The 23,142-nt window shown below is 68.3% G+C and carries 15 protein-coding genes; 8 read left to right on the top strand and 7 right to left on the bottom strand.

Features of this window, described 5'->3' with window-relative positions; all coding sequences use genetic code 11:
- Positions 1 to 26: 26 nt before the first annotated feature.
- The 4 genes from ACFPUZ_RS05325 to ACFPUZ_RS05310 all read right to left on the bottom strand — a co-directional run bounded on the left by ACFPUZ_RS05325 (position 27) and on the right by ACFPUZ_RS05310 (position 11,845).
- Positions 27 to 8,078 (bottom strand): SdrD B-like domain-containing protein, encoded by an 8,052-nt coding sequence (locus ACFPUZ_RS05325; RefSeq protein ID WP_377000608.1) that lies wholly within the window; start codon positions 8,076 to 8,078, stop codon positions 27 to 29.
- 347 nt (positions 8,079 to 8,425) lie between these two features.
- The gene (locus ACFPUZ_RS05320) at positions 8,426 to 9,946 is read right to left on the bottom strand and encodes a multicopper oxidase family protein (RefSeq protein ID WP_377000607.1); all 1,521 of its coding nucleotides are present in this window, start codon (positions 9,944 to 9,946) and stop codon (positions 8,426 to 8,428) included.
- Positions 9,943 to 10,944, bottom strand: a complete 1,002-nt coding sequence (locus tag ACFPUZ_RS05315; protein WP_377000605.1) for an isopenicillin N synthase family dioxygenase — start codon at positions 10,942 to 10,944, stop codon at positions 9,943 to 9,945. Before ACFPUZ_RS05315 ends, ACFPUZ_RS05320 begins: the two co-directional genes overlap by 4 nt.
- Positions 10,945 to 11,017: 73 nt before the next feature.
- Complete coding sequence (locus ACFPUZ_RS05310; protein ID WP_377000603.1) at positions 11,018 to 11,845, bottom strand: MetQ/NlpA family ABC transporter substrate-binding protein; 828 nt, start codon at positions 11,843 to 11,845, stop codon at positions 11,018 to 11,020.
- A gap of 93 nt (positions 11,846 to 11,938) precedes the next feature.
- On the opposite strand from ACFPUZ_RS05310, the gene ACFPUZ_RS05305 reads away from it, so the two are divergent.
- From ACFPUZ_RS05305 to ACFPUZ_RS05295, 3 genes are all read left to right on the top strand, one after another.
- Positions 11,939 to 13,162, top strand: coding sequence for an MFS transporter (locus ACFPUZ_RS05305; protein ID WP_377000602.1), 1,224 nt, complete (start codon positions 11,939 to 11,941; stop codon positions 13,160 to 13,162).
- 209 nt (positions 13,163 to 13,371) lie between these two features.
- Positions 13,372 to 14,844 (top strand): bifunctional UDP-N-acetylglucosamine diphosphorylase/glucosamine-1-phosphate N-acetyltransferase GlmU, encoded by a 1,473-nt coding sequence (gene glmU, locus ACFPUZ_RS05300; RefSeq protein WP_377000600.1) that lies wholly within the window; start codon positions 13,372 to 13,374, stop codon positions 14,842 to 14,844.
- Between the two features lie 10 nt (positions 14,845 to 14,854).
- Entirely contained in the window at positions 14,855 to 15,832 is a 978-nt protein-coding gene (locus ACFPUZ_RS05295; RefSeq protein ID WP_377000598.1) for a ribose-phosphate diphosphokinase, read from the top strand.
- Between the two features lie 34 nt (positions 15,833 to 15,866).
- Here ACFPUZ_RS05295 and ACFPUZ_RS05290 read toward each other — a convergent pair whose 3' ends face one another.
- Complete coding sequence (locus ACFPUZ_RS05290) at positions 15,867 to 16,988, bottom strand: MFS transporter (RefSeq protein WP_377000596.1); 1,122 nt, start codon at positions 16,986 to 16,988, stop codon at positions 15,867 to 15,869.
- Positions 16,989 to 17,006: 18 nt separating this feature from the next.
- On the opposite strand from ACFPUZ_RS05290, the gene ACFPUZ_RS05285 reads away from it, so the two are divergent.
- From ACFPUZ_RS05285 to pth, 4 genes are all read left to right on the top strand, one after another.
- A complete protein-coding gene (locus ACFPUZ_RS05285; RefSeq protein ID WP_377000594.1) occupies positions 17,007 to 17,621 on the top strand; it encodes a DNA alkylation repair protein in 615 nt (204 codons plus the stop codon).
- A gap of 22 nt (positions 17,622 to 17,643) precedes the next feature.
- Entirely contained in the window at positions 17,644 to 18,024 is a 381-nt protein-coding gene (locus ACFPUZ_RS05280) for a hypothetical protein (protein WP_377000592.1), read from the top strand.
- A gap of 162 nt (positions 18,025 to 18,186) precedes the next feature.
- Positions 18,187 to 18,813 carry a 50S ribosomal protein L25/general stress protein Ctc gene (locus ACFPUZ_RS05275; RefSeq protein WP_377000947.1) on the top strand — a complete coding sequence of 209 codons (627 nt, stop codon included), beginning with the start codon at positions 18,187 to 18,189 and terminating at the stop codon, positions 18,811 to 18,813.
- A 71-nt stretch (positions 18,814 to 18,884) separates the two neighbouring features.
- Entirely contained in the window at positions 18,885 to 19,430 is a 546-nt protein-coding gene (pth, locus tag ACFPUZ_RS05270; RefSeq protein ID WP_377000590.1) for an aminoacyl-tRNA hydrolase, read from the top strand.
- 15 nt (positions 19,431 to 19,445) lie between these two features.
- Here pth and ACFPUZ_RS05265 read toward each other — a convergent pair whose 3' ends face one another.
- Both ACFPUZ_RS05265 and ACFPUZ_RS05260 read right to left on the bottom strand, forming a co-directional pair.
- On the bottom strand, positions 19,446 to 20,825 hold the full coding sequence (locus ACFPUZ_RS05265) for an FAD-dependent monooxygenase (protein ID WP_377000588.1): 1,380 nt from the start codon (positions 20,823 to 20,825) through the stop codon (positions 19,446 to 19,448).
- Positions 20,826 to 20,843: 18 nt separating this feature from the next.
- Positions 20,844 to 22,190, bottom strand: coding sequence for an MFS transporter (locus tag ACFPUZ_RS05260; protein ID WP_377000586.1), 1,347 nt, complete (start codon positions 22,188 to 22,190; stop codon positions 20,844 to 20,846).
- Positions 22,191 to 22,308: 118 nt separating this feature from the next.
- Between ACFPUZ_RS05260 and ACFPUZ_RS05255 the strand changes: the two genes are divergently transcribed.
- Positions 22,309 to 23,040, top strand: coding sequence for an IclR family transcriptional regulator (locus ACFPUZ_RS05255; protein ID WP_377000584.1), 732 nt, complete (start codon positions 22,309 to 22,311; stop codon positions 23,038 to 23,040).
- The last annotated feature ends 102 nt before the right edge of the window (positions 23,041 to 23,142 follow it).

Raw genomic sequence — 23,142 nt, 5'->3', positions numbered from 1 at the left:
TGGGGGCCCTCGCCGTCAAGCGGCTTCTACTTCCGTCGACGCATCACCAGCAGCGTGCCCACCGCGGCCAGGATCAGCGCCGCGACCACGAGGCCGATGACGCTGGCACCCGTGTTGGCCAGCGGGCTGCGCTTCGCGGGCTGCGCCTGCGGTGCCTGCTTGCCCGGCTGCGACTTGGCCTGCTCGCCCTTCTCCGGTGTCGGCTCACTCTTCGCCGGGGCGTCGGGGGTCGGGCGGGAGGAGACGGGCTTGTCGGAGGAGACGTCCGGGGTGGACGAGGCATCCGGCACGGAGGATCCGGTGAGGGAGGAGCCGATCAGTCCGCCGATGATGAGCGGGATGATGATGGATCCACCGGAGGATCCCGGAGGGGTGACCGGGACAGGCGGGGCCGAGGGGTTGTAGAACCCGAAGTCCAGGTCGTGGACCTCGCCGCCGTCGGGGAGGATCACCTCGTAGGTGTAGGTGGCGACGGCGGGTCCGTCCGGGTCGGCGGTCTGCAGCCAGCCGGCCTTCGGGTGCACCTCGATGGTGTAGGTGCCGCCGAAGAGGGCGGTGAAGCCGTAGTTGCCGGTGGCGTCGGTACGCGTGGTGGCGATGACGTTGCCGTCTTCGTCGAGAAGGTCGACCATCCAGCCTTCCAGCCCGGCCTCACCGAGGTCGCGGAGGGCGTCCTGGTTGCGGTCGTTCCAGATGGTGCCGGTGATGTTGCCCACCGGGGGGACCTTCTGGAAGCCGTAGTCCTGGTCGGTGACTTCTTCGCCGGCCGTCACGGTGACGGAGGTGGTCAGTCCGCCCTGCGGACTGTCGACGAGGTCCCATCCGGCCGGCTGGGCGACCTCGATGGTGTAGTTGCCGGCGGGGACGTTCCCGAAGGAATAGGTCCCGTCGGGGCCGGTGGTGACGGTGCCGACTGCCTCGCCGAGCTCGTTGAGCAGCGTCACGGTGACGCCCGCCAGCGGGTTGCCGGTGCCGCGGTCCCAGATGGTGCCGCTGACGGCGCCGACCTGTCCGGCGAAGCCGAAGTTCTGGTCCTGGGTGGTCTTGCCTTCCTCCACCGTCACGCGGGCCTGCAGCTGCGGGTTCGTCGTGCCGGCCGGGTCGGAGACCAGGTCCATGTTGTCGGGGACGGTGAGGACGCGCACGGTGTAGTCACCGGCCGGGATGTCGGCGAAGGTGTAGCTGCCGTCGGGCCCGGTGGTGGCGGTGGCGACCGGGTTGCCGTCGGCGTCGACAAGCTCGAGTTCGATGCCGGGGATGCCGGCCTCGTCGGCGTCGATGACGCCGTCGCGGTTCGCGTCGTTCCAGATGACACCGGTGACCGCGCCCGGTTCCGGGTCCTCGCGATCGAGGGTGACGGTCGCTTCGGCGGTGGCGTCGGCGATCTTCGCCTCGTTGGTCCAGACCTCGGACTCCCGGTCGTCCTTGGTGAAGGTCACCTGGTAGTCGATGGTCTTCGGCGCGTCCTGGGCGTCGATCTCGAGGGGCTCGCGGACGACGTCGTCCTCGCCCTCGCTGCGCAGGACGTCCTCGAGGGTGGCCTTGGCGTTCTTGTCGGCGGCGTCGTCGTGGGTGGCCTTGGCGTCGTCGTCGCTGGCCTGGGCCTGCGCGGCGCCGACGGTGGCGGTGATCTTCAGGTCCTCGAGGGCCTGCTTGATCTCCGCCTCGGTGGTCCCCGTGACCTCCACCTCGCAGGTGAATGTCACGGTCTTCTCCTCGCCGGCACCGAGCTTATCGACGCCGTCTCCCTCGACCCGGCAGGTCTCCGGTTCGAAGGTGATGTCCCCGACGTTCACCTCGCGTCGCTCGGGGTTCTTCAGCGTGAGCTCGCCGGTGACCTTGACGGTGGCGACCTGGAGGGTCTCCTGGGCGTCGACGGTCACCTCATAGGTGACCTCCTGCTTGTCACCTTCGCGCAGCAGCGCCTGGGTCGGGTCGGCCTTCTTGGTCAGCGACCATTCGTAGGCCTTGCCGTAGGTGGCCTCGGCGTCGACGTCGAGACGCAGTTCCAGCGGCTTGAGCGGGAACACTGCGGCGTCGATGTTCGCCGGGGTGTTGTCGTTGGCGCCGCCGATGGTGAAGCGCGGCGTGCGGACGGTGGTGTCCTTGCCGTCCTCGGAGCCGGCGTCGGTGACCCCGGGCTCGCCGATACGGTCGCCGTCGGTGTTGACCTGCGGGGAGAACCCGTGGCCGTCCGGCGCGTCGAACTCAATGTAGTAGGTGCCGGCGTCGACGCCGCCGAAGTTGAACAGACCGTTGGTGGTGGTCACGGTGGCGACCTCCTCACCGGCCTCGTTCATCAGGCGGACGGTGACCTCGCCGGTGAACACCGGCTTGGTGTTGAGGTCCCGGCCGTTGCGCTCCTCGTCGAGGAAGATGTGGCCGGAGAGTCCCGCGTTACAGAACTGGTCGGAGGTGGACGCGCTGGCGGGCAGCTGCCCGGCGTGCGCCTGGTCACCGACGGCCGCCAGCTGCGCGGTGTTGACCACGGAGACACAGCGGTTGGGCATGATGCGCTGGCCGTTGCCGTCCCAGGTGAGGTCCCAGGTGTAGACCTTTGTGCCGTCGACCCAGGTGTACTCGCGGGTGTCGGTGGTGGCGTTCGGGTCGGAGACGATGACCGTCTTGTTGAACGGGATCTCCGTGCCGGTGACGGTCTCGGTGCCGGAGATGACCGGCTGACCGGAGGCGTCAGCGCGCGCGACCTCCCAGGTGAGGGTGTCGCTGAGATCCCCGGTGTAGGTGTCCGGGACGTTACAGGTGACCACGAAGCGGCTGGTGCCCTGCGGGTCGATCTGGGCGGTCTCGCCGCCGAGGACTTCGCACTTGCCGAACGCGGCCGAGGTGGCGGTGACGTTGACCAGCATCGGGGTGATACCGTCCGCATCCGGGTTGGCCACCGTGATCACCGCACCGTAGGTGTGGTTGGCCTGGGTGGCGGGGGTCTCGGTGGTGGTGATGCGGTAGTCGATGTCCACGCCGCGGTCGTTGCTGCCGTCGATCGGGACGGTGACCGCGGAGACGGTTTCCTTCTCGATGTCCCAGCCGTAGATGCGGTCGAAGGTGCCCTCGACCGTCGCGTCCGGGACGGCGGCGCCGGAGGCGCACAGGGTGTAGTCGGCCTTGTCGGTGGCGACGTCCTTGCCGCCGGCCTGCAGTGCGACCTCGTTGGTGTAGACGTCACAGCGTCCGGCCGTGGCCTTCAGCTCCGGCGCGGTGAAGGGGAACGTCTGCTCCCCCTCCTCGGCGCGGGCGGTGCCGATGGTCCGCGGATCGCCGCCGTGGAAGGTGTCCACGACGTCGACGGTGGCGTTGGAGTCACCGGCCGGGTCATGGGTGAGTTCCGGATCGGCGTCCTGACCGGTGGCCGGGGCCACGGGGGTACCGGTGCCGGCCTGGGTGGCGGTGGCCGTGAGGGTGATGCCCTTGAGCGCCTCCGTCATCTCCTCGACGGTCTTCTTGCCCTCGAGGACGGTGCCGGTGCAGGTGAAATCGACGTCCTCGGAGCCGTCGGCGAGGACGGTGACCTCGGCGACGGTGGTCGGCTCACAGGTCAGGCCCTCGCCGGTGACCTGCAGATCGGTGATGGTGACCTCGGAGGCCTCCGGGTTGGTGACAGTCACCGTGGCGGTGACCTTCTCCGAATCGGCGGTCGGGGTGAGCGCCGGGCCCTCCGGGGTGGCGGTGATGGTGAACGCCGGGGTCACGGTCGCATCGACCGCCACCTCCTCGCGCTCCTTGTCCGCCGTCTTGGTCACCTTCCAGGTGTAGCCCTCGTTGTAGGTGGCCGCGGCCTGCACCGCGACGTCGAGCCGCACCGGGTTACGCGGGCGGAAGCCGAAGTCCTGGTCGAGGTTCTCCATGGCCTCCGGGGGGAGCGTCAGCGTCCGGGACATGTCGTGCCCACTGGGGACGTAGACGACCTCGGCGGTGGGGGGATCCGCGACGCGGACGGTGTACTCCACGCCCGGGAGCAGGTTGGTGAAGCGGTACTTGCCGTCGGCGTCGGTGATCTGTTCGTCGACGGTGTTGCCCTCGGCGTCGAGAAGCGTCACGGTGACGCCCGGGATCCCGGCCTTCGAATCGTCGTCGATGAACACGGTGTCACCGATGACACCGGTGCCGCGCAGGCCGAGGTCCTGGTCCAGGTTCGAGGAGCGTCCCTCGAGCTTGACGGCGGCGGGGTTGGCGCCGACCGAGTCAGGCCCGGTCGTGGCGGCGTAGCCTGCGGGGACGTCGAAACGCACCTGGTAGGTGCCCGGGGTCAGGCCCGGGAAGGTGTACTTGCCGTCGACGTCGGTGGTCGTGGTGGCCAGCACGGCGCCGGTGGCGTCGAGCAGGCGCACGGTGACACCTTCGAGCGGCTTCTCGCCCTCCTCGAAGACACCGTTGCCGTTGACGTCGACCCACACGAAGTCGCCGATGGTGGCCGGCTGGGTGACACCGAAGTTGACGTTCTCCACCTTGCTCGTGCCCACCGTGACGGCGGCGACGTGCGGGGTGTCGGTGCCGTCGATGTCGAAGGTGTTCACCCACTCCCCTTCCGGCAGGTTCGCCGGGTCGAAGGAGACGGTGAAGTTGCCCGGCGGCACGCCGGTGAGCAGGTAGTTGCCCTGGTCGTCGGTGAGCGCGGTGATCGGCTGGCCCTGACGATCGCGGACGGGCTGGCCGGTGGCGGCGTCGAGAAGCGCGACCTTGACGTCGCCCAGGCGGGGCTCGGCATCGCCGATGTTGCCCTCGCCGGAGACGTCGTCCCAGATGGTGCCGGCGACGGTGGTGCCGACACTGATGCAGGCCTGCGAGGTGCCGGTGCCGCGGTTCGGGTCCTTCGTCTCGACGCGGACGTCGTTGCAGATTCTCTGGCCCTCAGTGCCATCGTTCACCTTGGTGGTGATGGTGAGGCGCGCTGCGGTGGGCTCGAGGGCACCGACCGCGGGGGCCGGCTCGCCCTCGGCGGGGTCACCGACGGTCGCGGCGACCTCCACGTTGAGCTGGCGCTGCGTGTCCCGGTCATTGGCCGGGCGGAGAGTGCGGTCGAGGGTGACCCGGCCGGTGGCCGGATCGTACTGGGCGGTGCCGGCTCCGGCACTGACCCAGGCACCGGCGTCGTCGTAGTAGCCGTACTCGACAGTGGAGTCCTGGTAGGTGACACCGGCGGGCAGCTTATCGGCGATGAGCAGATCCGCGGCCCAGCCCGGGCCGTGGTTGAGCGCCTCGATGTTCCAGATGACCTCGTCACCGGGGCGGTACACCCCGTTGTCGTCGGCGGTCTTGATGACATCGACGTCCACCGGCACCTGCAGGCCGACCTTGGCCGGCTCCACCGGGATGAGGGCCTGGCCGGTCTTGGCGTTCTTGCCCGTCACGGCGAAGGAGTTCCAGGCGATGCCGCCGCGGGAGGCCTCGGCGGTGATCTCCAGGTTGATGGACCAGGTCTCATTCGGCTTGAGCTGGGATCCGCCGAAGGCGATCTTGACGGCCTTGACGTTCTCCCGGCCGACGGCGCCGAGGTTGGTGTTCCAGTCGTCGGTGCAGCCGGTGTTCCCCGGCAGCACCTCCGGTCGACAGGGGTTCGAGGACGCGGAGTAGGAGATGGTCGCCCCCGGGACGGCCTGCAGGGCCTTCGCCAGGGTGGAGGACCAGTCCGAGCCGCGCTGCTGATCGGTGACCAGGACGCCGGTGTCGCCGACGTGGGGCAGGATGTCGTACAGGACGAGGTCGGTGACCTCGACGGAACCGGAGTTGTACAGGTCGAGACGGTACTGGGCGTTCTTGCCGCCCTCCACCAGGCCGGTGTTCGGGGAGGCCTGCCAGTCAGTGTCCAGCGATCCCTTGACAAACTTGGTGCCGTCGATCGAGGCCTGCTCGACGACTGTAATCTTCTGTTGCGTGCCGCAGCCGTACATGTCGCCGTGCCCGCCGTAGACGGTGCCATAGAGGCCGGAGCGGTCGTCGGTGATCTTGGTGGTCTGCACTCCGCTGGAGCAGTGTGTCTTGGCCCCGAGGGGATCGTTGCGGTTGGGCACCAGCTTGTCGAACATGTGGATCTCGTTGACATAGCTGCCGGCCGCGAGGCCCCTATCCGCCTGGATGCCCATGGTGAAGCCAAGCAGGCCCATGAGGGTCTGCTTGGGCAGGATGATCTCATCGGGCCAGGAGATACGGACCAGTTCGCGTCCGGTCCCCGCGAAGTTGGGGATCACCTCGACGATGGCGTTGGTGTGGGAGAGGCGGTAGGTGTTGTTCGGGAACCTCAGGGATTCCGGCACGTAGTGGAATCCCTTGGGCAGCAGCTCGGTGACCACGGGGTGGACGTCCATGGGCGAATACGAGGCCACGAGGCGGGCGCTGAGGGTGCCCTGGCCGCCCGGGGTGATGAGCAGTTCCTGCTTATCGATGGAATAGGTCGGGGAATCCGGGGCCACCCGGTTGTAACCGCACTTGGAGTTGCCTGCGGCGTCGGGGCCGGCGAAGGAGCTGATGCGCTTTCCGTCCCGGAAGAGGCCGGAATCATCGGTGACACAGTTCTCCAGCCACATGCCGCGGGTGGCGATCTCACCGAGAGCGGTGGGCTGGTCACCGTTGAGGAAGGGGCTCTGGTACCGGAATCCCGCGGGGCGCTCGACGGGGAAGGAGTCCAGAGCGGTGCCGTAAAGGCTCAAGCTGTAGACGGCGCCCGCCGGGAGCGTGCCCCGGACATAAACGGACGTGATGATCTCGCCGGGCTGCAGGGTGGGGGCGAAGGACTCGCTGCGGAACTGATCCAACACGAATGTCCGGCTGCCGTTGGAGGCGCCGGTGGTGGTCTCCCAGCGCAGTTCATAGGTGCCCGAGGTGTCGGCGGACCAGGCGAAGCTCGTGAGGCTCATGCCCGGTGTCTGACAACCCGGGCCCGCGGGGGAGGTGAGCGCGCACGGCAGGTGGTCATCGATGCGGACCTCCAGCGGCACCGGGGAGGTGTTGCGGCCACCGAAGGTGTTGACCACGGCGTTCAACGCGCCCCGGTTGACGGTCCGGTTACCGACAGAGCTGGTGGCCTTGGTGAAGCTGCCGCCGTAAGTTCCGGGATCCGCGATGGGCGTGGAAATGTCCCCTTCGGAGGCGGTGACCACCACATCGTCGGCGAAGATCGGGTGGGCGGTGGCGGTGGCGGTGTTCTCGATGGGCTGGCCCGCCGGGAACTTGTCCAGCGGGTAGCGGACCGTGAGCAGGTAATAGGGAGGAACACCTGCGGCGGTATCGCCCTTCGCACTCCAGGTGCCGTCGGCGCGCTGCTGGGCGTAGTCGTAGGGCGGCCACGTCACGGTGTGGGTCGCCGGATCGTAGACGCCTCCCCCGCTGGCGGAGACGAACTCGGCCCCTTCGGGGAGGGTGTCACGGATGGTGATGCCCATGAGGTTCCAGATACCGTCGCGCCGGGCACCCTGGTAGGTGTACGGGATGAGCTGGCCGTTGCCGCCGCGCCCGCGTTGCGCGTCCATGTGACGGCGGTCGCCCGCCCACACGGAATAGGTGATGTCCGCACCGGCCAGCGGCGCGGCGTTGGCGTTGGTGCGGCGCTTGTCCACGATGAAGTCGTACTGCGACCGCACGACGACAGGGTTATTGCTGTTGTCGGCCACGACGGTGTCGGAGTTGGTGGAGGTCGCCGTCGCCTCGAGGACGAGCTTCGCGCCGTTGGGCACTGTGCCCGGCGGGGTGGCGATGCGGTAGAAGAGCGAGCCCGAGGAACCTGCGGGCAGCGGGTTGTTCATCGTCCACCGCAGGGTCCGCGTGCGGGCGTCGTACACCGGGGCGCCGGAGAAGTTGCCGGAGGAGGCCACGCCGACCGGGTTACCCGTCAGGTAGATGTCCGGATAATCCACGAACTCCGGCAGAGGGGCCGTGATGACGACGTTGTCACAGGTCGTGTTGGGCGTGGAACAGGCCCAGCGGATCTCGAACTGCGCGATCTCCGTCGCGCTGATCGAATTCGCGGTGGGCTGCACGTCCAGGGTGATCTGACCGCGTCCCTGCGCGACGGCAGGCTCGCTGACCCAGACTAGGCCGGAAACAAGCAGGATAAGGACGGTGAGCACTGAGAATATCCGGGCGCTGACGGATTTCAGCAACGGTGGTGCGGACAAGGCGGTTCCTTCTGGCGGCGAAAAAACCTCGGTCCGGCGGGCTCAATGGGAGGACAGGACCGTCACTTAACACAACGGCACCGCATTCCCAGGTCGACACGACGGCCCAAGGTGGTAGACATGCCAAATTTAACAGCCGTCCAGACTTCCAGCGGATTTACAGAAACAGTCCTGAGTTGACAGGTAAGACCAATGGCCTAGGTCACAGAAATGTCTCGATATAGATAAAGGTCCAGGCTTTAACCCTGATCAGGGACGCTTATTTCGCCGGCAACATACCCACCCCCGTACCTCACCCCTTAATGGTGCGGACCATGCCCCGACAGCGGTTCCAGCGCTGCCCGCTCCCCCGGCTCGACGACCATGAACTGCCCCATCATGCCGCTGTCCTCGTGCATGAGCATGTGGCAGTGGAACATGTAGGGCACGGTGTTGTCGGGGTACCAGCCGAATTCGACGGCGAGTTCCACCGTGGCGCCCGGAGGCAGCGCGACCGTGTCCTTCCAGCCGCTGGCGGCCATCTCCGTGACATCGGTGCCGGAGAAGCCGAGCACCTGGAAACGGGCGTCGTGGACGTGGAAGTTATGCGGCCAGTCGGAATTCTCGTTGGTCACGGTCCACACCTCCGGCCCCCGATGGTCGATGAGGAAGTCGACGCGGTTCATGTCCATGACCTGGCCATTGATCTCGAAGGTGTTGAGCACGAACTCCCGGCGCGGCGCATCGGCCACCTCCGGGCTTATCGACGCCGCCGGGTCCAGCTCCCCGGGCAACGCCCGGGCCTCTGGGGCATCCTCGCCCGGGCCGGTCATATGCAGGAGGGTGAACTGGTCCGCGAAGCCGAAATCCGGGCTGTACTCGTCGGTGGGGATGCCGAAGTTGTTGTCCAGCCCGACGGATTCGAGGGCGACCTCCTCCCCCGGCTTCAGATCGACGATGATCTCCACCCTTTCGCCGGGGCTGAGCAGCACCGAGTCGACCTCCTCCGGAGCGGCGAGCAGGCCGGCATCGGAGGCGATGACGTGGAGGGGGCGGGCGTCGGCAAGCGCGAGGTGGTGGAAACGCATCGTGGAGGCGTTGAGCACCCGCAGGCGCACGCGGCGGGTGGTGGCCGCGAAAGAGCAGTGGGTGATGCCGTTGACCAGTGGGGTGTCGCCGAGGAGCCCGAAGGTGGGGTCGATCTCCTCGTCGAGCTGCCCGTCCGCGTGGAACTTGGCGTCGGCGATGATGACCGGAATGTCGTCCACCCCGTACTCATGGGGCAGGTCGAGTCGTTCGGAGACCTCGTCGTCGAGGATGAACATGCCCGCCAGGCCGCGGTAGCAGTGCAGGGCGGTGACCTCGTGCGGGTGCGGGTGATACCAGAGGGTCGCGGCCGGCTGGTCGACACTCCACTCCGGGCTCCACGTGGCGCCGGGCTCGATCGGCGAATGCGGTCCGCCGTCGGCCCAGGCGGGCAACTTCATGCCGTGCCAGTGGATGGTGGTCATCTCATCGAGCTCGTTGGTGATGTCGACGCGGACCTTCTCCCCGCGGCGCGCCCGGAAGGTGGGCCCCAGGTGGTCCCCGGAAAAACCCCACGTCGGGGTGTCCACGCCGGGGAGGATCTCGGCGGAGCCTGCCTGGGTGGTTACCTGGAAGTGACGGCGGTCGTCGATAAGCTCGCCCTCATAGAGCGGCGGGATCGGCAACGGACGGGGATCTCCGTCGAAGCCGCGCGGCGGGGCCTGCTCACTGCGGGAACAGGCCGCCGCCGCGACTCCGGCGAGGAGCACGGCGGCGCCGCGGAAGAAGGTGCGTCGTCCGAAAGTGGGGCTCATGCCCCCAGGGTAGCGGCGAGCTCTGAATGGTAACGACGCGTCGTCTCCGGGTGCGCCCGCAGGCGCGACTTGAGGGTGTTGAGCCCGGAGATGTCGAAGATCTCCTGGTCATTCATGTCGCGGCCCAGGCCGCGGGCGGCGACGGCCAGCTCCGCGGGCAGCTCGATGCGCGGGAAGCGGGCGTCGAGGTTGGGGGTGAGGAAGAAGGGGATGGAGAAGCGCGCGGTGCCGGGCGGGGACGGCAGGACGCGGTGCGGGGTGGACACGAGGTAGCCGTCGGTGGCGGCCTCGAGGAGCTCACCGATGTTGACGATGAACAGGTTCGGCAGCGCCTCCACATCGACCCACTCCCCGTCGCGCTGCACCTGCAGACCGGTGGAGCCCTCCTCCGGGAGCAGGAGGGTGAGCACGCCGGCGTCGTGGTGGGCGCCGACGCCCTGCCCGGCCTCCCCGTTCGCCGGGGCCGGGTAGTGAGCGAGCTTCATCATCGGGTGCGGATGATCGAAGATCTCGTCGAAGTAGTCGGGCGCCTGCCCGAGGGACTGCGCCCACGCGCGCAGGAGCTGCAGGCCGACCTCGGAGAGGCGCTCCTGCCAGTCGTTGATGAGCGGCTTCATCCGGGGCAGGGCGCTCGGCCACGGGTTGGGGCCCTCGAGCACCCGCCAGGGGTTCTCCGCGAGGCCCTCGGTGTAGGCGGGGCGGTCCGCGCCGTAGTCGATCTGCTCGCGCCAATCGGTCTTGCCCTGGGTGAACTCCTCGCCGAGGCGGGAGTAACCGCGGTAGTGGGGATTGTCGGTGAAGGCGATCTCCTCCTTCGCCGCCTGCGGCAGGGCGAAGAACTCCTTGGCCACGGTGAACATCTCGTCCTGCAGGTCTTCCGGGATGCCGTGGTCGGAGAGGTAGAAGAAGCCGATCTCGTGGGTGACCTGGCGGAGGCGGTCGATCTCTGCGGTGTCACCGGAGACGAGGCGGGCGAGGGAGATGATGGGCAGGGTCATGGGGTCCTCAGGGAGAGTTAATAGACTGCTTTGTCTGGATAGGCTAGGACATGGAGCTGTGGAGGGCGGATTTTTATTCAGCCACCGGGACGACGGCCGAACCGAAGCGCTCGCGGATCCACTCGGCCGTCTCCGGGGAGGTGAGCGCGTCGCGCAGGGCGATCACCCGGGGATCGTCGACGACATCAGTGGAGGCCACCAGGATATTGGCGTAAGGGTTGTCCACCGGGCTTTCTGCAATGAGCCCGTCGGCGCTCGGGTCGTAGCCGGCCTCGAGGGCGTAGTTGGAGTTGATCACCGCGGCGGCCACGGTGGGGTCGTCGAGGGTGCGGCTGACCAGCTCATCCTCGACGGGCAGGAACTCGAAGTTGTGGGGATTGCCCGTGATGGAGGCCAGGGTGATCTGGGAGACCGCCGCCGGATCGAGTTCGGAGTCGAGGGTGAGCAGGCCGTGATCCTGGAGGAGCAGCAGACCGCGGGCGAAGTTGCTGGCGCTGCGCGGCAGGGCGATCCGGGCGCCGTCGGGAATCTCGGCGATGGTGGCGTGCTGCTGCGAGTACAGCGAGATCGGCTCGATGTGCACCGGGGCGAGCACCTCGACCCCGTCGAGGCCGGTCTGGTCCTGCCAGTCGAGCAGGTAGGGCTCGTGCTGGAAGAAGTTGAGGGGGATGCTGCCGTTGCTCAGCGCCGCGTTGGCCTCGGGACCTCCGGTGACAATGGAGATGTCCAGCTCGAAGCCGTCATCGCGTTCGTCGACCCATTCGAGGATCTCCGCGTGCGGCGTGGAGGAGGCGAGGATGCCCAGCGGCGCGTCCGGATCGGAGGCGGCCGAGGTGGACGTGCAGGCGGTGAGCGTCCCGGCCCCGAGGGCGAGGGCGAGCAGGAGGGCGCGATTCTTCATGGTGATTCCTTTCATGAACCAAGGTGTGCGTTCACCATAGACCGCTTGGTCCACTTCTGGCCCCCTTTTCTTTCAGCACTACACTGACTCCCCGTGAGCATCCCCGCCAACGAAGAACATGCCGCCCGCCGTTTCATCTGGTCGAACGGCCTGCAGGGCATCGGCGACCAGGTCGTCGCCGCCAAGACGGTTCTGCCCTGGCTCCTCCAGGCCGCCGGCGCCCCCGGCTTCTTCGTCGCGCTGCTCGTCCCCGTCCGCGAGGCGGGCTCCATGCTGCCCCAGGCCGCCCTCACCCCGTGGGTGACCACGCACCGCTCCCGCAAGCGCATCTGGGTCATCGGCTCCCTCGGACAGGCTCTCGCTGCCGCGCTCATCGGCGTGGCCGCGCTGCTGCTCCAAGGGACCCCTCTCGGAATCAGCGTCGTGGCGCTGCTCTCGGTGCTCGCCGTCTTCCGCGCCCTGTGCTCGATCGCCTCGAAGGACGTGCAGGGGCGCACCATCTCCAAGGGGCGCCGCGGCCGCATCACCGGACGCGCGGCGGCCGTCGGCGGGGCGGCGGCCCTGCTCATCGGCCTGCTCCTGGAGTACCTGGGCACGCCACTCCCGACGTGGATCCTCGCCGCCCTCATCTTCGCCTCCGCGGCGGCCTGGGCGGTGGCGGGCCTGGTCTTCCACACCATCGAGGAGCCCGTCTCCGAGGCCGCACCCCGCGGACTTGAGCGCGGCTGGTGGGCCGACACGTGGGGACTGTTCACCGGGGACCGCGAGTTCCGGCAGTTCGTCATCGTGCGCTCGCTCCTGCTCGTCTCGGCGCTGTCCACGGCGTTCATCGTCACCCTCAGCCAGCAGACGGGCCACGGACTCACCGGCCTCGGCGCCTTCCTCATCGCCTCCGGCCTGGCCGCGGTGCTGGGCGGGCGACTGTCGGGCGCCTGGTCGGACGTGTCCTCCCGCAACGTCATGAGCTACGGCGCGCTGGCCTCCTCCGTGGTCATCATCGCCCTGGTCGCCGCCGCCGCATGGCTGCCCGGCGCGGCCAACGCGTGGGTGTTCCCCGCCGGCTTCTTCCTCATCAACCTCGCCCACACCGCGATCCGCGTGGCCCGCAAGACCTATGTCGTCGACATGGCCGAGGGCGACACCCGCACCCGCTACGTCGGGGCGGCCAACACCCTCATGGGCCTCATCCTGCTCCTGGTCGGTGCCATCTCCGGCGCGGTCGCCCTCCTGGGGCCCAGCGCGGCGCTGCTCTTCCTTGCCGCCATCGGCCTGGTGGGTGTGGGGGCGGCGCGCCGTCTGGCGGACGTGTCGGCCTAGGGGCGGCGCGTTCTGACGTACCCCGATCTGTGTGGGGCATCTGCGTATCCCCAGGTCGCTGAGAGCAGTCGAGCACGTAGGGGTACGTCAGAACGCCCCGCCCCGGGGCTGACCTGTCCCGCCCGAGAAACCTGCGCCGCTACACCCGCCCCGGGCCCGACAACTTATATGCTGGACCGGATACCGCGACCGCCCCCAAGGAGACAACTGTGCCCGACAACACCGACTGCGCCGTGGTGGTACTCGCCGCCGGCGCCGGCACCCGCATGAAGTCCACCAAGCAGAAGACGCTCCACGAGATCGGCGGGCGCACCCTGCTCTCCCACGCGCTGCACGCCGCGGCGGGTCTGCAGCCGCAGCACATCGTGGCCGTCGTCGGCCACCAGCGCGAGCAGGTCTCCCCCGCGGTCGAGGCCGTCGCCGCGGAACTGGGCCGCGAGGTGCTGCAGGCCGTGCAGGAGGAGCAGAACGGCACGGGCCACGCCGTGCAGTGCGGTCTGGAGCCCATCCCGGATTTCACCGGCGCCGTCCTGGTGACCAACGGTGACGTCCCGCTGCTCACCGCGGAGACCCTGAGCAGGCTGCTCGACGCCCACACCTCCTCCCCCACCGCCGTCACCGTGCTCACCATGCGCCTGGACGATCCCACCGGCTACGGGCGTATCGTCCGCAACGCCGACGGCGAGGTCACCGCCATCGTCGAGCAGAAGGACGGCACCCCGGAGCAGCTGCAGATCACCGAGGTCAACTCCGGTGTCTTCGCCTTCGACGGATCGATCCTGCGTGAGGCCCTGGGCCAGCTGGATTCCAACAACGCGCAGGGTGAGCTCTACCTCACCGACGTCCTCGGCATCGCCCGCGCCGCCGGGCATCCGGTACGCGCCCACGTCGCCGCCGACCCCCGTGAGCTGGCGGGCGTCAACGACCGGGTGCAGCTGGCCGAGGCCGGCCGCGAGCTCAACCGCCGGACCGTCGAGGCCGCTATGCGCGGGGGCGCCACCGTCATCGACCCGGCGTCCACCTTCATCGGTGTCAACGTCACCGTCGGCCAGGATGTGGTCATCCACCCGGGCACGCAGCTGTGGGGTACCACCTCCATCGGCGACAACGCGGTCATCGGCCCCGACACCACCCTCACGGACATGACCGTCGGGGCCGGGGCCTCGGTCGTGCGCACCCACGGCGAGGGCTCCTCCATCGGCGAGAACGCCACCGTCGGCCCCTTCACCTACATCCGCCCGGGCACCGTGCTCGGCGCGGAAGGCAAGCTGGGCGGCTTCGTCGAGGCGAAGAATGCGCAGATCGGACGCGGTTCCAAGGTGCCGCACCTGACCTACATCGGCGACGCCACGGTCGGCGAGGAGTCCAACATCGGGGCATCCTCCGTCTTCGTCAACTACGACGGCGTGCGCAAGCACCACACCACCATCGGCTCCCATGTGCGCACCGGCTCGGACACGATGTTCATTGCTCCGGTGACCGTTGGTGATGGGGCGTACTCCGGGGCGGGTACAGTAATCCGCGAGGACGTTCCCCCGGGAGCCCTCGCCGTGTCCGGCGGACCCCAGCGCACGATTGAGGGCTGGGTCGAGAAGAAGCGACCGGGCAGCCCTGCCGCACTCGCGGCGCAGGCCGCCCGGGAAACCCAGGACGCTGACAACGCAACCGACCAGGAAGGTTAAGCGGCACATCATGACTGCCCACTGGACCGAGAGCCACAAAAACATGATGCTGTTCTCCGGGCGTGCACACCCGGAGCTCGGCGAGGCTGTGGCCCGGGAGCTCGATTACGAGCTCACCCCGACCACCGCCCGGGACTTCGCCAACGGCGAGATTTTCATCCGATTCGAGGAGTCCGTGCGTGGCGCGGACTGCTTTGTCATCCAGTCGCACACCCAGCCGCTGAACAAGTGGCTCATGGAGCAGCTGATCATGATCGATGCGCTCAAGCGTGGCTCGGCCAAGCGCATCACCGCCATCCTGCCCTTCTACCCCTACGCCCGTCAGGACAAGAAGCACCGCGGCCGTGAGCCGATCTCGGCGCGTCTGGTCGCGGATCTCCTGGCCGCCGCGGGTGCGGACCGTATCGTCTCCGTCGATCTGCACACCGATCAGATCCAGGGTTTCTTCGACGGTCCGGTCGATCACATGCACGCCATGCCGATCCTCACCGACTACATCATGGGCAAGTACTCCCTGGAGAACCTGTGCGTGGTCTCCCCGGATGCCGGCCGCGTGAAGGTGGCGGAGAAGTGGGCCAACACCCTCGGCGGCGCGCCGATGGCGTTCGTCCACAAGACCCGCAGCGTCGATGTGGCCAACGAGGTCGTGTCCAACCGCGTCGTCGGTGACGTCGAGGGCAAGGACTGCATCCTCCTCGACGACATGATCGACACCGGCGGCACCATCGCCGGCGCGGTCCGCGTACTCAAGGAGTCCGGCGCCAAGTCGGTCGTCATCGCCTGCACCCACGGTGTCTTCTCCGATCCTGCCCGCGAGCGCCTCTCCGAGTGCGGCGCGGAGGAGGTCATCACGACCGACACCCTGCCGCAGTCCACGGAGGGCTGGAAGAACCTCACGGTCCTGTCCATCGCCCCGCTGCTGGCCAAGACGATCCACGAGATCTTCGAGAACGGTTCCGTGACCACCCTCTTCGAGGGCGAGGCCTAAACGCCGCTTATCGACGCCCTGACTGCCCCGGCAGTCAGGGCGTCGTTGTCGTCTGCGGGTTGATCCACTGGAGGGCGGCGGCCACCAGCAACGCGACCGCGGCCACCCAGAACGCCGCCGGGCCGATGGCGAGGTAGATCGGCAGGAAGAGCACGGGGGCGGTGGCCGAGCCGAAGAAGCGGAAGGCCTGCACGGTGGAGATGAGCGAAGTCCCGCCCGGCGCGTTGATCACTGCCAGGTTGACGGTGGCCTGGATGCCCTGGGCGGCGGCCACCGCGCAGGCCCACACGAGCGCCGCGACGACTGCCCACGGGGCGATCGGCAGCAGGAAGAGCGCCGCCGCCGCGAGGATCCCGCTGGCCACGAGCACCGTACGGGTGCCGTAGTGGTCGGCCATGGCCCCGATGCGGCGGGAGGCGAGGAAGGCGGCCGCACCGCCACACATGACCACCAGGCCACGGCCCACCGGTCCCAGGCCGAAGGCCTCCCCCACCTGCAGGGCGGTGAGGAACCCGAGTCCGATGATGCCGGCGCCGACGACGAAGCCGGTCACCATGTGGATGGCCGTCGGACCCCACTGCACCCGCCCGCTCACCCGTTGCGGGGAGCTCGCCGGGGGCGGCACCACAGGCAGGCGCGCGAGGAGGATGAACAGCGCGGCGGCCGCAGTGACAAGGAAAGTCAGGCGCCAGCTCACTAACGAGGACAGACCCGCCACCAGCGGGGCGGTGAGCATGCCCAGCGACTGCATCGCGGCGTAGGTGCCCATCGCCTGCCCCAATCTCTCCGGCGGCGCCAGCTCGCGGAGGATGTTCTGCAGCACCGGGGTGGTGAAGGCGTTGGCCACGCCGATGGTGGCGTAGCAGGCGAGGAACAGCGGCCACGAGGGCGTCACCAGCAACAGGAGCGCCATCGGGAGGGTGAGGGCGTAGGCCGCCCACACCACCTTGTGCGGGTGGATGCGGCGTACCAGCCGCCCGGAGACGAGCATCATCACCGAGAACGGCAGGAGGTAGGCGGAGATCGTCCACGCGGCCCGGCTCACGCTGATGCCGAAGGTCTCGGCGAACTCGGGCAGCACCACCGCCAGCGCCTGCCCGGTGAAGGGCCCGACGAAACCACCCGTCAGGATCGCCGCCGTCTGCAGTCTTCTCATGGCTCCTAAACTTAAGGGGTGAGTGTCGACCGCATTGAATCCGCGCTGCGTCCCCTGGCCGATCCTGGGCGCTCCCCCGGCATGGCGGCCTACATGCGCGAGCAGTTCCCCTTCCTCGGGATCCCCACGCCCGTGCGCCGCCGGGCCGTCAAGGGCCTGCTCCCGCGCGCCCTCGACCGGGAACTGGTCGAGGACCTGTGGGAGCTCCCCGAGCGCGAGTTCCAGTACGTCGCCTGCGATCACCTGCAGAAAGTACCTCTGGAGTCCGCAGCTGCGGACTTTCTGCGGAGCCTCGTGGTGCGAAAATCGTGGTGGGACACGGTCGACGCGCTGGCCAAACCGGTGGGTCGGGCGAGCACGCCCGCGCAGATGCGTGACTGGGCGCGCGAGGAGAATCTCTGGGTGCGGCGGGTGGCGGTGCTGCACCAGTTGGGGCGTCGAGAAGCAACAGACACCGCGCTGCTCGGCGAGATCCTGGCCGCGAACCTGGACTCCGGGGAGTTCTTCCTCGACAAGGCCGTCGGCTGGGCGCTGCGGGAGTACTCGAAGACGGATCCCGCCTGGGTGCGCGGGTTCCTCGCCGGGCACGAGGTGGCGGCGCTGACCCGGCGGGAAGGGTCGAAATATCTCTGACGGGGTGCTGGTTGTAGTACACATGCCCCCCATCTACTCGCCGCTGGACATCTACCTGGACACCGAGACCGAACGCGCCGACGTGTTCACCATGGTGTTCACCTTCAGCCTGTCCACCAACACGCCGCCGCGCTCGCTGCTGCTCTCCCGCGGGCCGGAGGATCCGGCGGGGACGGTGTGGATCCAACCCGATGACGAGGACCACGGATTCCTCGCCCGGGATGTCCGCTGGGAGACCGACGGCCTACTGCTCACCATCACGCTCAGCGGCGAGGACCGTTTCTACTGGGACGAATCGCAGGCGATGACGATCGAGCTCTTCGAGACCCGGGTCGACGGGGTGCACTCCTGTTTGTCCACGATCTTCGAGCCGCCGGTTTTGGAACCGCCTGCCCCGCGCTGATAAGATCGGCGACGTCTCGGCGAGGCCCCACGTGGGGCGTTATCGACGCGATCATCAGGATCATTTCAGCCTGCGATGACTCGACGAGGACATTTTCCCTCAGACCAGAGTCGGTCGCAGGCTTTTTGCCTGTCGGCCGTGAACAACAAGGAGCACTGCCACATGGCCAAGTACCCCACCCTGACCGCTGCCCCCCGTGACGAGTTCGGCAAGGGCTACGCCCGTCGTCTGCGCGTCGCCGGCCGCATCCCGGGCGTCATCTACTCCGCCGGTGCCGAGAACGTCCACTTCTCCGTGGACCGCATCGAGTTCACCGCCGTCGTGCGTAACCAGGGCGTCAACGCCGTCGTCGAGCTCGACGTGGACGGCGAGAAGCACCTCACCATGATCAAGCACATCGACCAGAACGTGCTCACCCTCAACATCGACCACGTCGACATGCTCGGCATCAAGCGCGGCGAGCGCGTCGAGGTCGAGATCCCGGTCATCTCCGAGGGCGAGGTCTTCTCCGGCGCCATGCTCATCCAGGAAGTCGACACCATCCTGGTCGAGGCCGACGTCCTCGAGATCCCGGAAGAGATCGTCGTCTCCGTCGAGGGCATCGAGGCCGGCAACGTCATCAACGCCGGTGACATCACCCTGCCGGAGGACGTCAAGCTCGTCGACGACGCCGAGCTGCTCGTCTTCAACATCACCTTCGAGGAGGTCGCTGACGTTCCGGAAGAGGGCGAAGAGGGCTCCGAGGACGCCGTCGGCGAGGCCGGCAAGGACGAGGGCTCCGAGGACTAGTTCCCACCCGTCGCGAAACGCCCCTGACCCCTGGTCAGGGGCGTTTCCCCGTTCTGTGCCAGACTGGTCGCGTGACTGATTCCCCCCTCCTCATCGTCGGCCTGGGAAACCCCGGCGCGCAGTACGCCGACACGCGCCACAACATCGGCGTCATGCTTCTCGACGAACTGGCCTCCCGCATCTCCCCCGTCCCCGCCACCTTCGCGGTGCACAAGCGGAGCAACACCGAGGTGGCGGAGGTCCGCCACGGGGGGCGCCGCCTCGTGCTGGCCCGCACGCGCGGGTACATGAACGTCTCCGGCGGGCCGGTCAAGGCGCTGGCCACCTTCTTCAAGATCCCCCCGGCGGACATCATCGTCGCCCACGACGAGCTCGAACTCGACTTCGGGCAGGTCCGCCTGCGCCTCGGCGGCGGCGATCACGGGCACAACGGACTGAAGTCCGTGACCAAGTCCCTGGGCACCAAGGACTATCAGCGCCTGGCCCTGGGCATCGGCCGCCCGCCGGGCCGTATGGACCCGGCGGCCTTCGTGCTCAAACCCTTCTCCCGCCAGGAGGCCGGGGAGCTGCCCTTCCTGCTGACTGACGCAGCCGATGAGGTCGAGCGGGCGCTGTGACGGGGCGTCGAGAAGCTAAATGGTGAGCTCCTCCGGGGCGGCGTCGCTGTCGCGCTCGGCGATGAGCTTGTGGATGTTGTACTCCCACTCCTGCAGCTCCGCCGGGAGCTCGCCCTTGGACGGATTCTGCAGGTATTCGCGACGCTCGGCGTCGTAGTCCCACAGCCAGTCGACGTACGGGTACCAGGAGGTACGGCCCGCCTGGCGGAAGGTCTCGTTGCGGATGAGACGGGAGACGCCGTCGACGTGCCACAGCTCGCCCCAGAAACGCCCGGTGGTCTGGATGCGGGCGCAGCGGGGCGCGCGTTCGCCGGAGACGTCGGCCAGCACCTGCCCCCAGTCGAGCTCGCCGGCCGCGGCGGCCTGGGAGGCGTAGAGCGCGAGGCACTCGGCGTCCTCCATGGCCATGACCGCACCGGAGGCCAGGTACTGCAGGGGCGGGTGCGCGGCATCGCCCATGACGATGATGCGGTCGGAGACGACCCAGTTCTCCAGCGGCTCGCGGTCGGACATCTGCCACCACGTGTCCAGCCACATGGATCCCAGGCGGCCCTGGATGAACTCGTGGGTGTGGTCGAAGGCGCCCCGGAACTCCTCGTTGTTGCCCCAGTCCTCGGGAACCTCGGATCCGGCGGTGAGCGCGGCGAGGTAACGCGGGGACTGGAACACGGCCACCTGGTTGAGCAGCTCGCCGTGGCGCAGCGGGTACTGGATGAAGTGGCAGCGCGGGCCGATGTAGCCGACGACGTCCTTGAGTCCCTGCATGTCCGCGTCGTCCGGCAGCGAGGAGGTGCCGCGGTAGGCGACGTAGGCCGAGGGCACCGGCTCGTCCTGGACGATCTCCTTGCGGAAGACGGAATGGATGCCGTCGAAGGCGACGAGGAGATCGGCCTCGACGACCTCGGTACGGCCCTCCGCACGGTGCTCGACGTGGACGGTGACGCCGTCCGCGCGGTCGTCGGCACCGAGGACCTGCACGCCGTTGTGCAGGGTGGCCCCGGCCTCCTGCGCCGCCTCCACGAGGATGGACAGCAGGTCGGAGCGGTGGATGACGAGGTAGCGGCCGCCGTAGTGGGCCTGGAACTCCTCCCCGAAGTCCATGGTGAGGATCGGCTCGGTGGTGATCGCGTCGCGGAACTGCATGCGCTCGGGCAAAAATCCCGCGGCGAAGACCCGGTCCTTGAGGCCCCACTTCTCGAGCATCTTCACGCCGTGCGGGCCGATCTGCAGGCCAGCGCCGACCTCCTTGAATTCGGGAGCCCGCTCGTAGAGGGTGACGTCGGCGCCGCGCAGGGACAACGCGAGCGCTCCGGCGGCGCCGCCGATGCCGCCACCGGCGATGATGATCTTCTGGCCGCGGAGATCGTCCGAGACGCGGAGAGTGTGCTGGGTCATGGGGTGTTGCTCCTTCAACTAGCGGGGATCAGAGTGGGAGGTGATGACGGTGACGTTGGGGTTCGGCAGCCTCCGGTGGATGAGGTAGAGCACCACCAGGGACAGCGAGGACAGCAGCGCGGAGCAGGCGAAGAGCAGGTAGTTCGAGCCGACGCCGAGGTTCCAGTTGAGCAGCAGGCCGGCCAGCTGCGGAGCGACGACCGCGCCGATGCGGCCGACGCCGAGGGCCCAGCCGAGCGCCGTGCCGCGCAGGTTGTGCGGGTAGAAGTTGGCCACCGCGGCGATGATGAGGATCTGCGTGCCGTGCGTGCCCACCCCGGCGAGCACGAGGATGAGGTAGACCGCGTACACGGAGGGCTCCGTGAGCAGGGTGAGCAGGGCCATACCCGCGACACCGGCGGCGACGGCACCGGACTTCAGCGGGCCGAAGCGGTCGCCCGCCCACGCGGTGACCACGGAGCCGAGGATGGCGCCGAGGTTGAGGGCCAGGGTGAAGTTGAGGGCGGCGCCGAAGTCGTAGCCGGCGGTCTGCATGAGGCGGGGCAGCCAGGTGCCCAGGCCGTACCAGGCCAGCAGGGTGACGAAGGTGGCGATGGAGAACCAGATGGAGATCGCCCGGTAACGCCCGCGCAGCAGGTCGGTGAAGCCGGCGGGCTCGTCGGCGCCCTCCCGCGCGGCGTGGTCCTCGCGGATCGCCTGGTCGGAGGGGATGACCTTCATGGCGATGGGCAGGCCGATGATCAGCGGGACGATGGCGACGAGGAACATGAAGCGCCACCCCCACTCCTCGTGGGAGGGGACGATGAACTGGGCGAGGATCGCGGCGAAGGAACCGCCGAGCGGCACGCCGGACATCATGACGGTCGCCCACGCTGACATGGTGCGGCGCGGGACGAGGTCGGAGGTCATCGCGTTGACCGACGGCACCAGCCCGCCGAGGCCGATGCCCGCCAGAAGACGGAAGGCCCCGAACATCCACGGGCTGATGGCGAAGGCACACAGCAGCGTGAACACGGAGAGGACGATGACCGACCCGATGACGGCGAACTTGCGCCCCACCCGGTCGGAGAGCCGACCGACCCACACCGCGCCGATGACCATGCCGAGGAAGGCGGTGGAACCCAGGGTCCCGGCCTGCGCCGAGTTGAGGTTCCACTCCTCCATGAGGTGCGTCTGGACGGTGCCGTAGACGATGAGGTCGTAGCCGTCGAAGACGACGAAGAACCATCCGATGAGCACGGCGGCGAGCCGACGCCCGCCGATGCCGAGGATGCGGAAGCCGCCGGAGCTGTCGGAGCTGTCGGAGCTGTCGGAGCTGCCGGGGGCGGTGGACCCGCTGTGCGGGGAAGCGGAGAGGGGAGCCATAGGCACATCTTGAGCGTGATGGGGGTTACAATCAAAGCTATTCCAGATAGCGGAAGGTGTGATTTTCTTGAACCTCGCCCCCACCCACGGGTCACCCCCGAGGGAGTTTCTCCAGTCCGTGGACCACTCCCTCACCCTCATCCTCATGCTCCGCGACCGGGGCACCCTCACCATCTCGAGCGCCGCCGAAGAGCTCGGCGTGAGCCCCTCGACGGTGCACCGTTCCATGGCGATGCTCGTCTACCGGGGCTTCGCCACGCGCAGCGAATCGCGCACCTACCTTCCGGGGCCCGCGCTGTCGTCCTCGAGCCTGCAGCCGGGTGTCGGTGGCGAGCTCATCACCGCCTGCCTGCCGCACATGCAGGCCATCGCCACCGAATCCGCCGAGACCACGCACCTCATGGTCCTGGTGGGCAATAAGGTGCACTTCCTCCACACCGTGGAGGGCACGCAACCGGTCCGGGTGGGCATCCGTCGAGGTCAGGTCATGCCCGCGGCACAGAATGCCGGCGGCCTGGTCATGCTGGCGGAACGCTCCCCCGCCGAGCTCCGCGCCCTGTACCCCTCGCTTCCCGACGTCGACTTCGAGTCCCTCCGCCGCCAACTCCACCGCACGCGGGGGCGCGGGTTCTCCATCAACAACGGGCTCTACGAGCACGATGTCTCGGCCGTCGGGGTGTGCTTGCGCAATGACCTCGGAGACACCCTCGGGGCCATCACGGTCGCCACCCCCACGGGCCGTTTCCGCGGGACCCACCGCCGATGCGCGGAGATCCTGCTCAAGCATTCCCGCGATCTCAACCGACGTCTGGAGAGCCTGCGCCTCAGTGCCCCGGACATCAAGGCCTGAGGCGCGGGGGGATTTTTCCCACCCCCGGAATACTTTTCCACATGACGGAAAATCTTTGAGTCACACTTTTCCTGCCCCTATGTTGGAGGTCACAATCCCCCC

The sequence above is a fragment of the Corynebacterium nasicanis genome (assembly GCF_042658165.1).
Lineage (GTDB): Bacteria > Actinomycetota > Actinomycetes > Mycobacteriales > Mycobacteriaceae > Corynebacterium > Corynebacterium nasicanis.
The sequence above is the reverse complement of the archived record's forward strand: the minus strand, read 5'-3'. Positions and strand labels throughout refer to the sequence as shown.

Excerpts from the sequence above, each read along its gene's own strand:
- ACFPUZ_RS05260 (WP_377000586.1), bottom strand. The coding sequence starts at position 22,190 with ATGGCTCCCCTCTCCGCTTCCCCGCACAGCGGGTCCACCGCCCCCGGC.
- ACFPUZ_RS05275 (WP_377000947.1), top strand. The coding sequence starts at position 18,187 with ATGGCCAAGTACCCCACCCTGACCGCTGCCCCCCGTGACGAGTTCGGC.
- ACFPUZ_RS05280 (WP_377000592.1), top strand. The coding sequence starts at position 17,644 with ATGCCCCCCATCTACTCGCCGCTGGACATCTACCTGGACACCGAGACC.
- ACFPUZ_RS05320 (WP_377000607.1), bottom strand. The coding sequence starts at position 9,946 with ATGAGCCCCACTTTCGGACGACGCACCTTCTTCCGCGGCGCCGCCGTG.
- ACFPUZ_RS05295 (WP_377000598.1), top strand. The coding sequence starts at position 14,855 with ATGACTGCCCACTGGACCGAGAGCCACAAAAACATGATGCTGTTCTCC.
- ACFPUZ_RS05265 (WP_377000588.1), bottom strand. The coding sequence starts at position 20,825 with ATGACCCAGCACACTCTCCGCGTCTCGGACGATCTCCGCGGCCAGAAG.
- ACFPUZ_RS05315 (WP_377000605.1), bottom strand. The coding sequence starts at position 10,944 with ATGACCCTGCCCATCATCTCCCTCGCCCGCCTCGTCTCCGGTGACACC.
- ACFPUZ_RS05310 (WP_377000603.1), bottom strand. The coding sequence starts at position 11,845 with ATGAAGAATCGCGCCCTCCTGCTCGCCCTCGCCCTCGGGGCCGGGACG.
- ACFPUZ_RS05290 (WP_377000596.1), bottom strand. The coding sequence starts at position 16,988 with ATGAGAAGACTGCAGACGGCGGCGATCCTGACGGGTGGTTTCGTCGGG.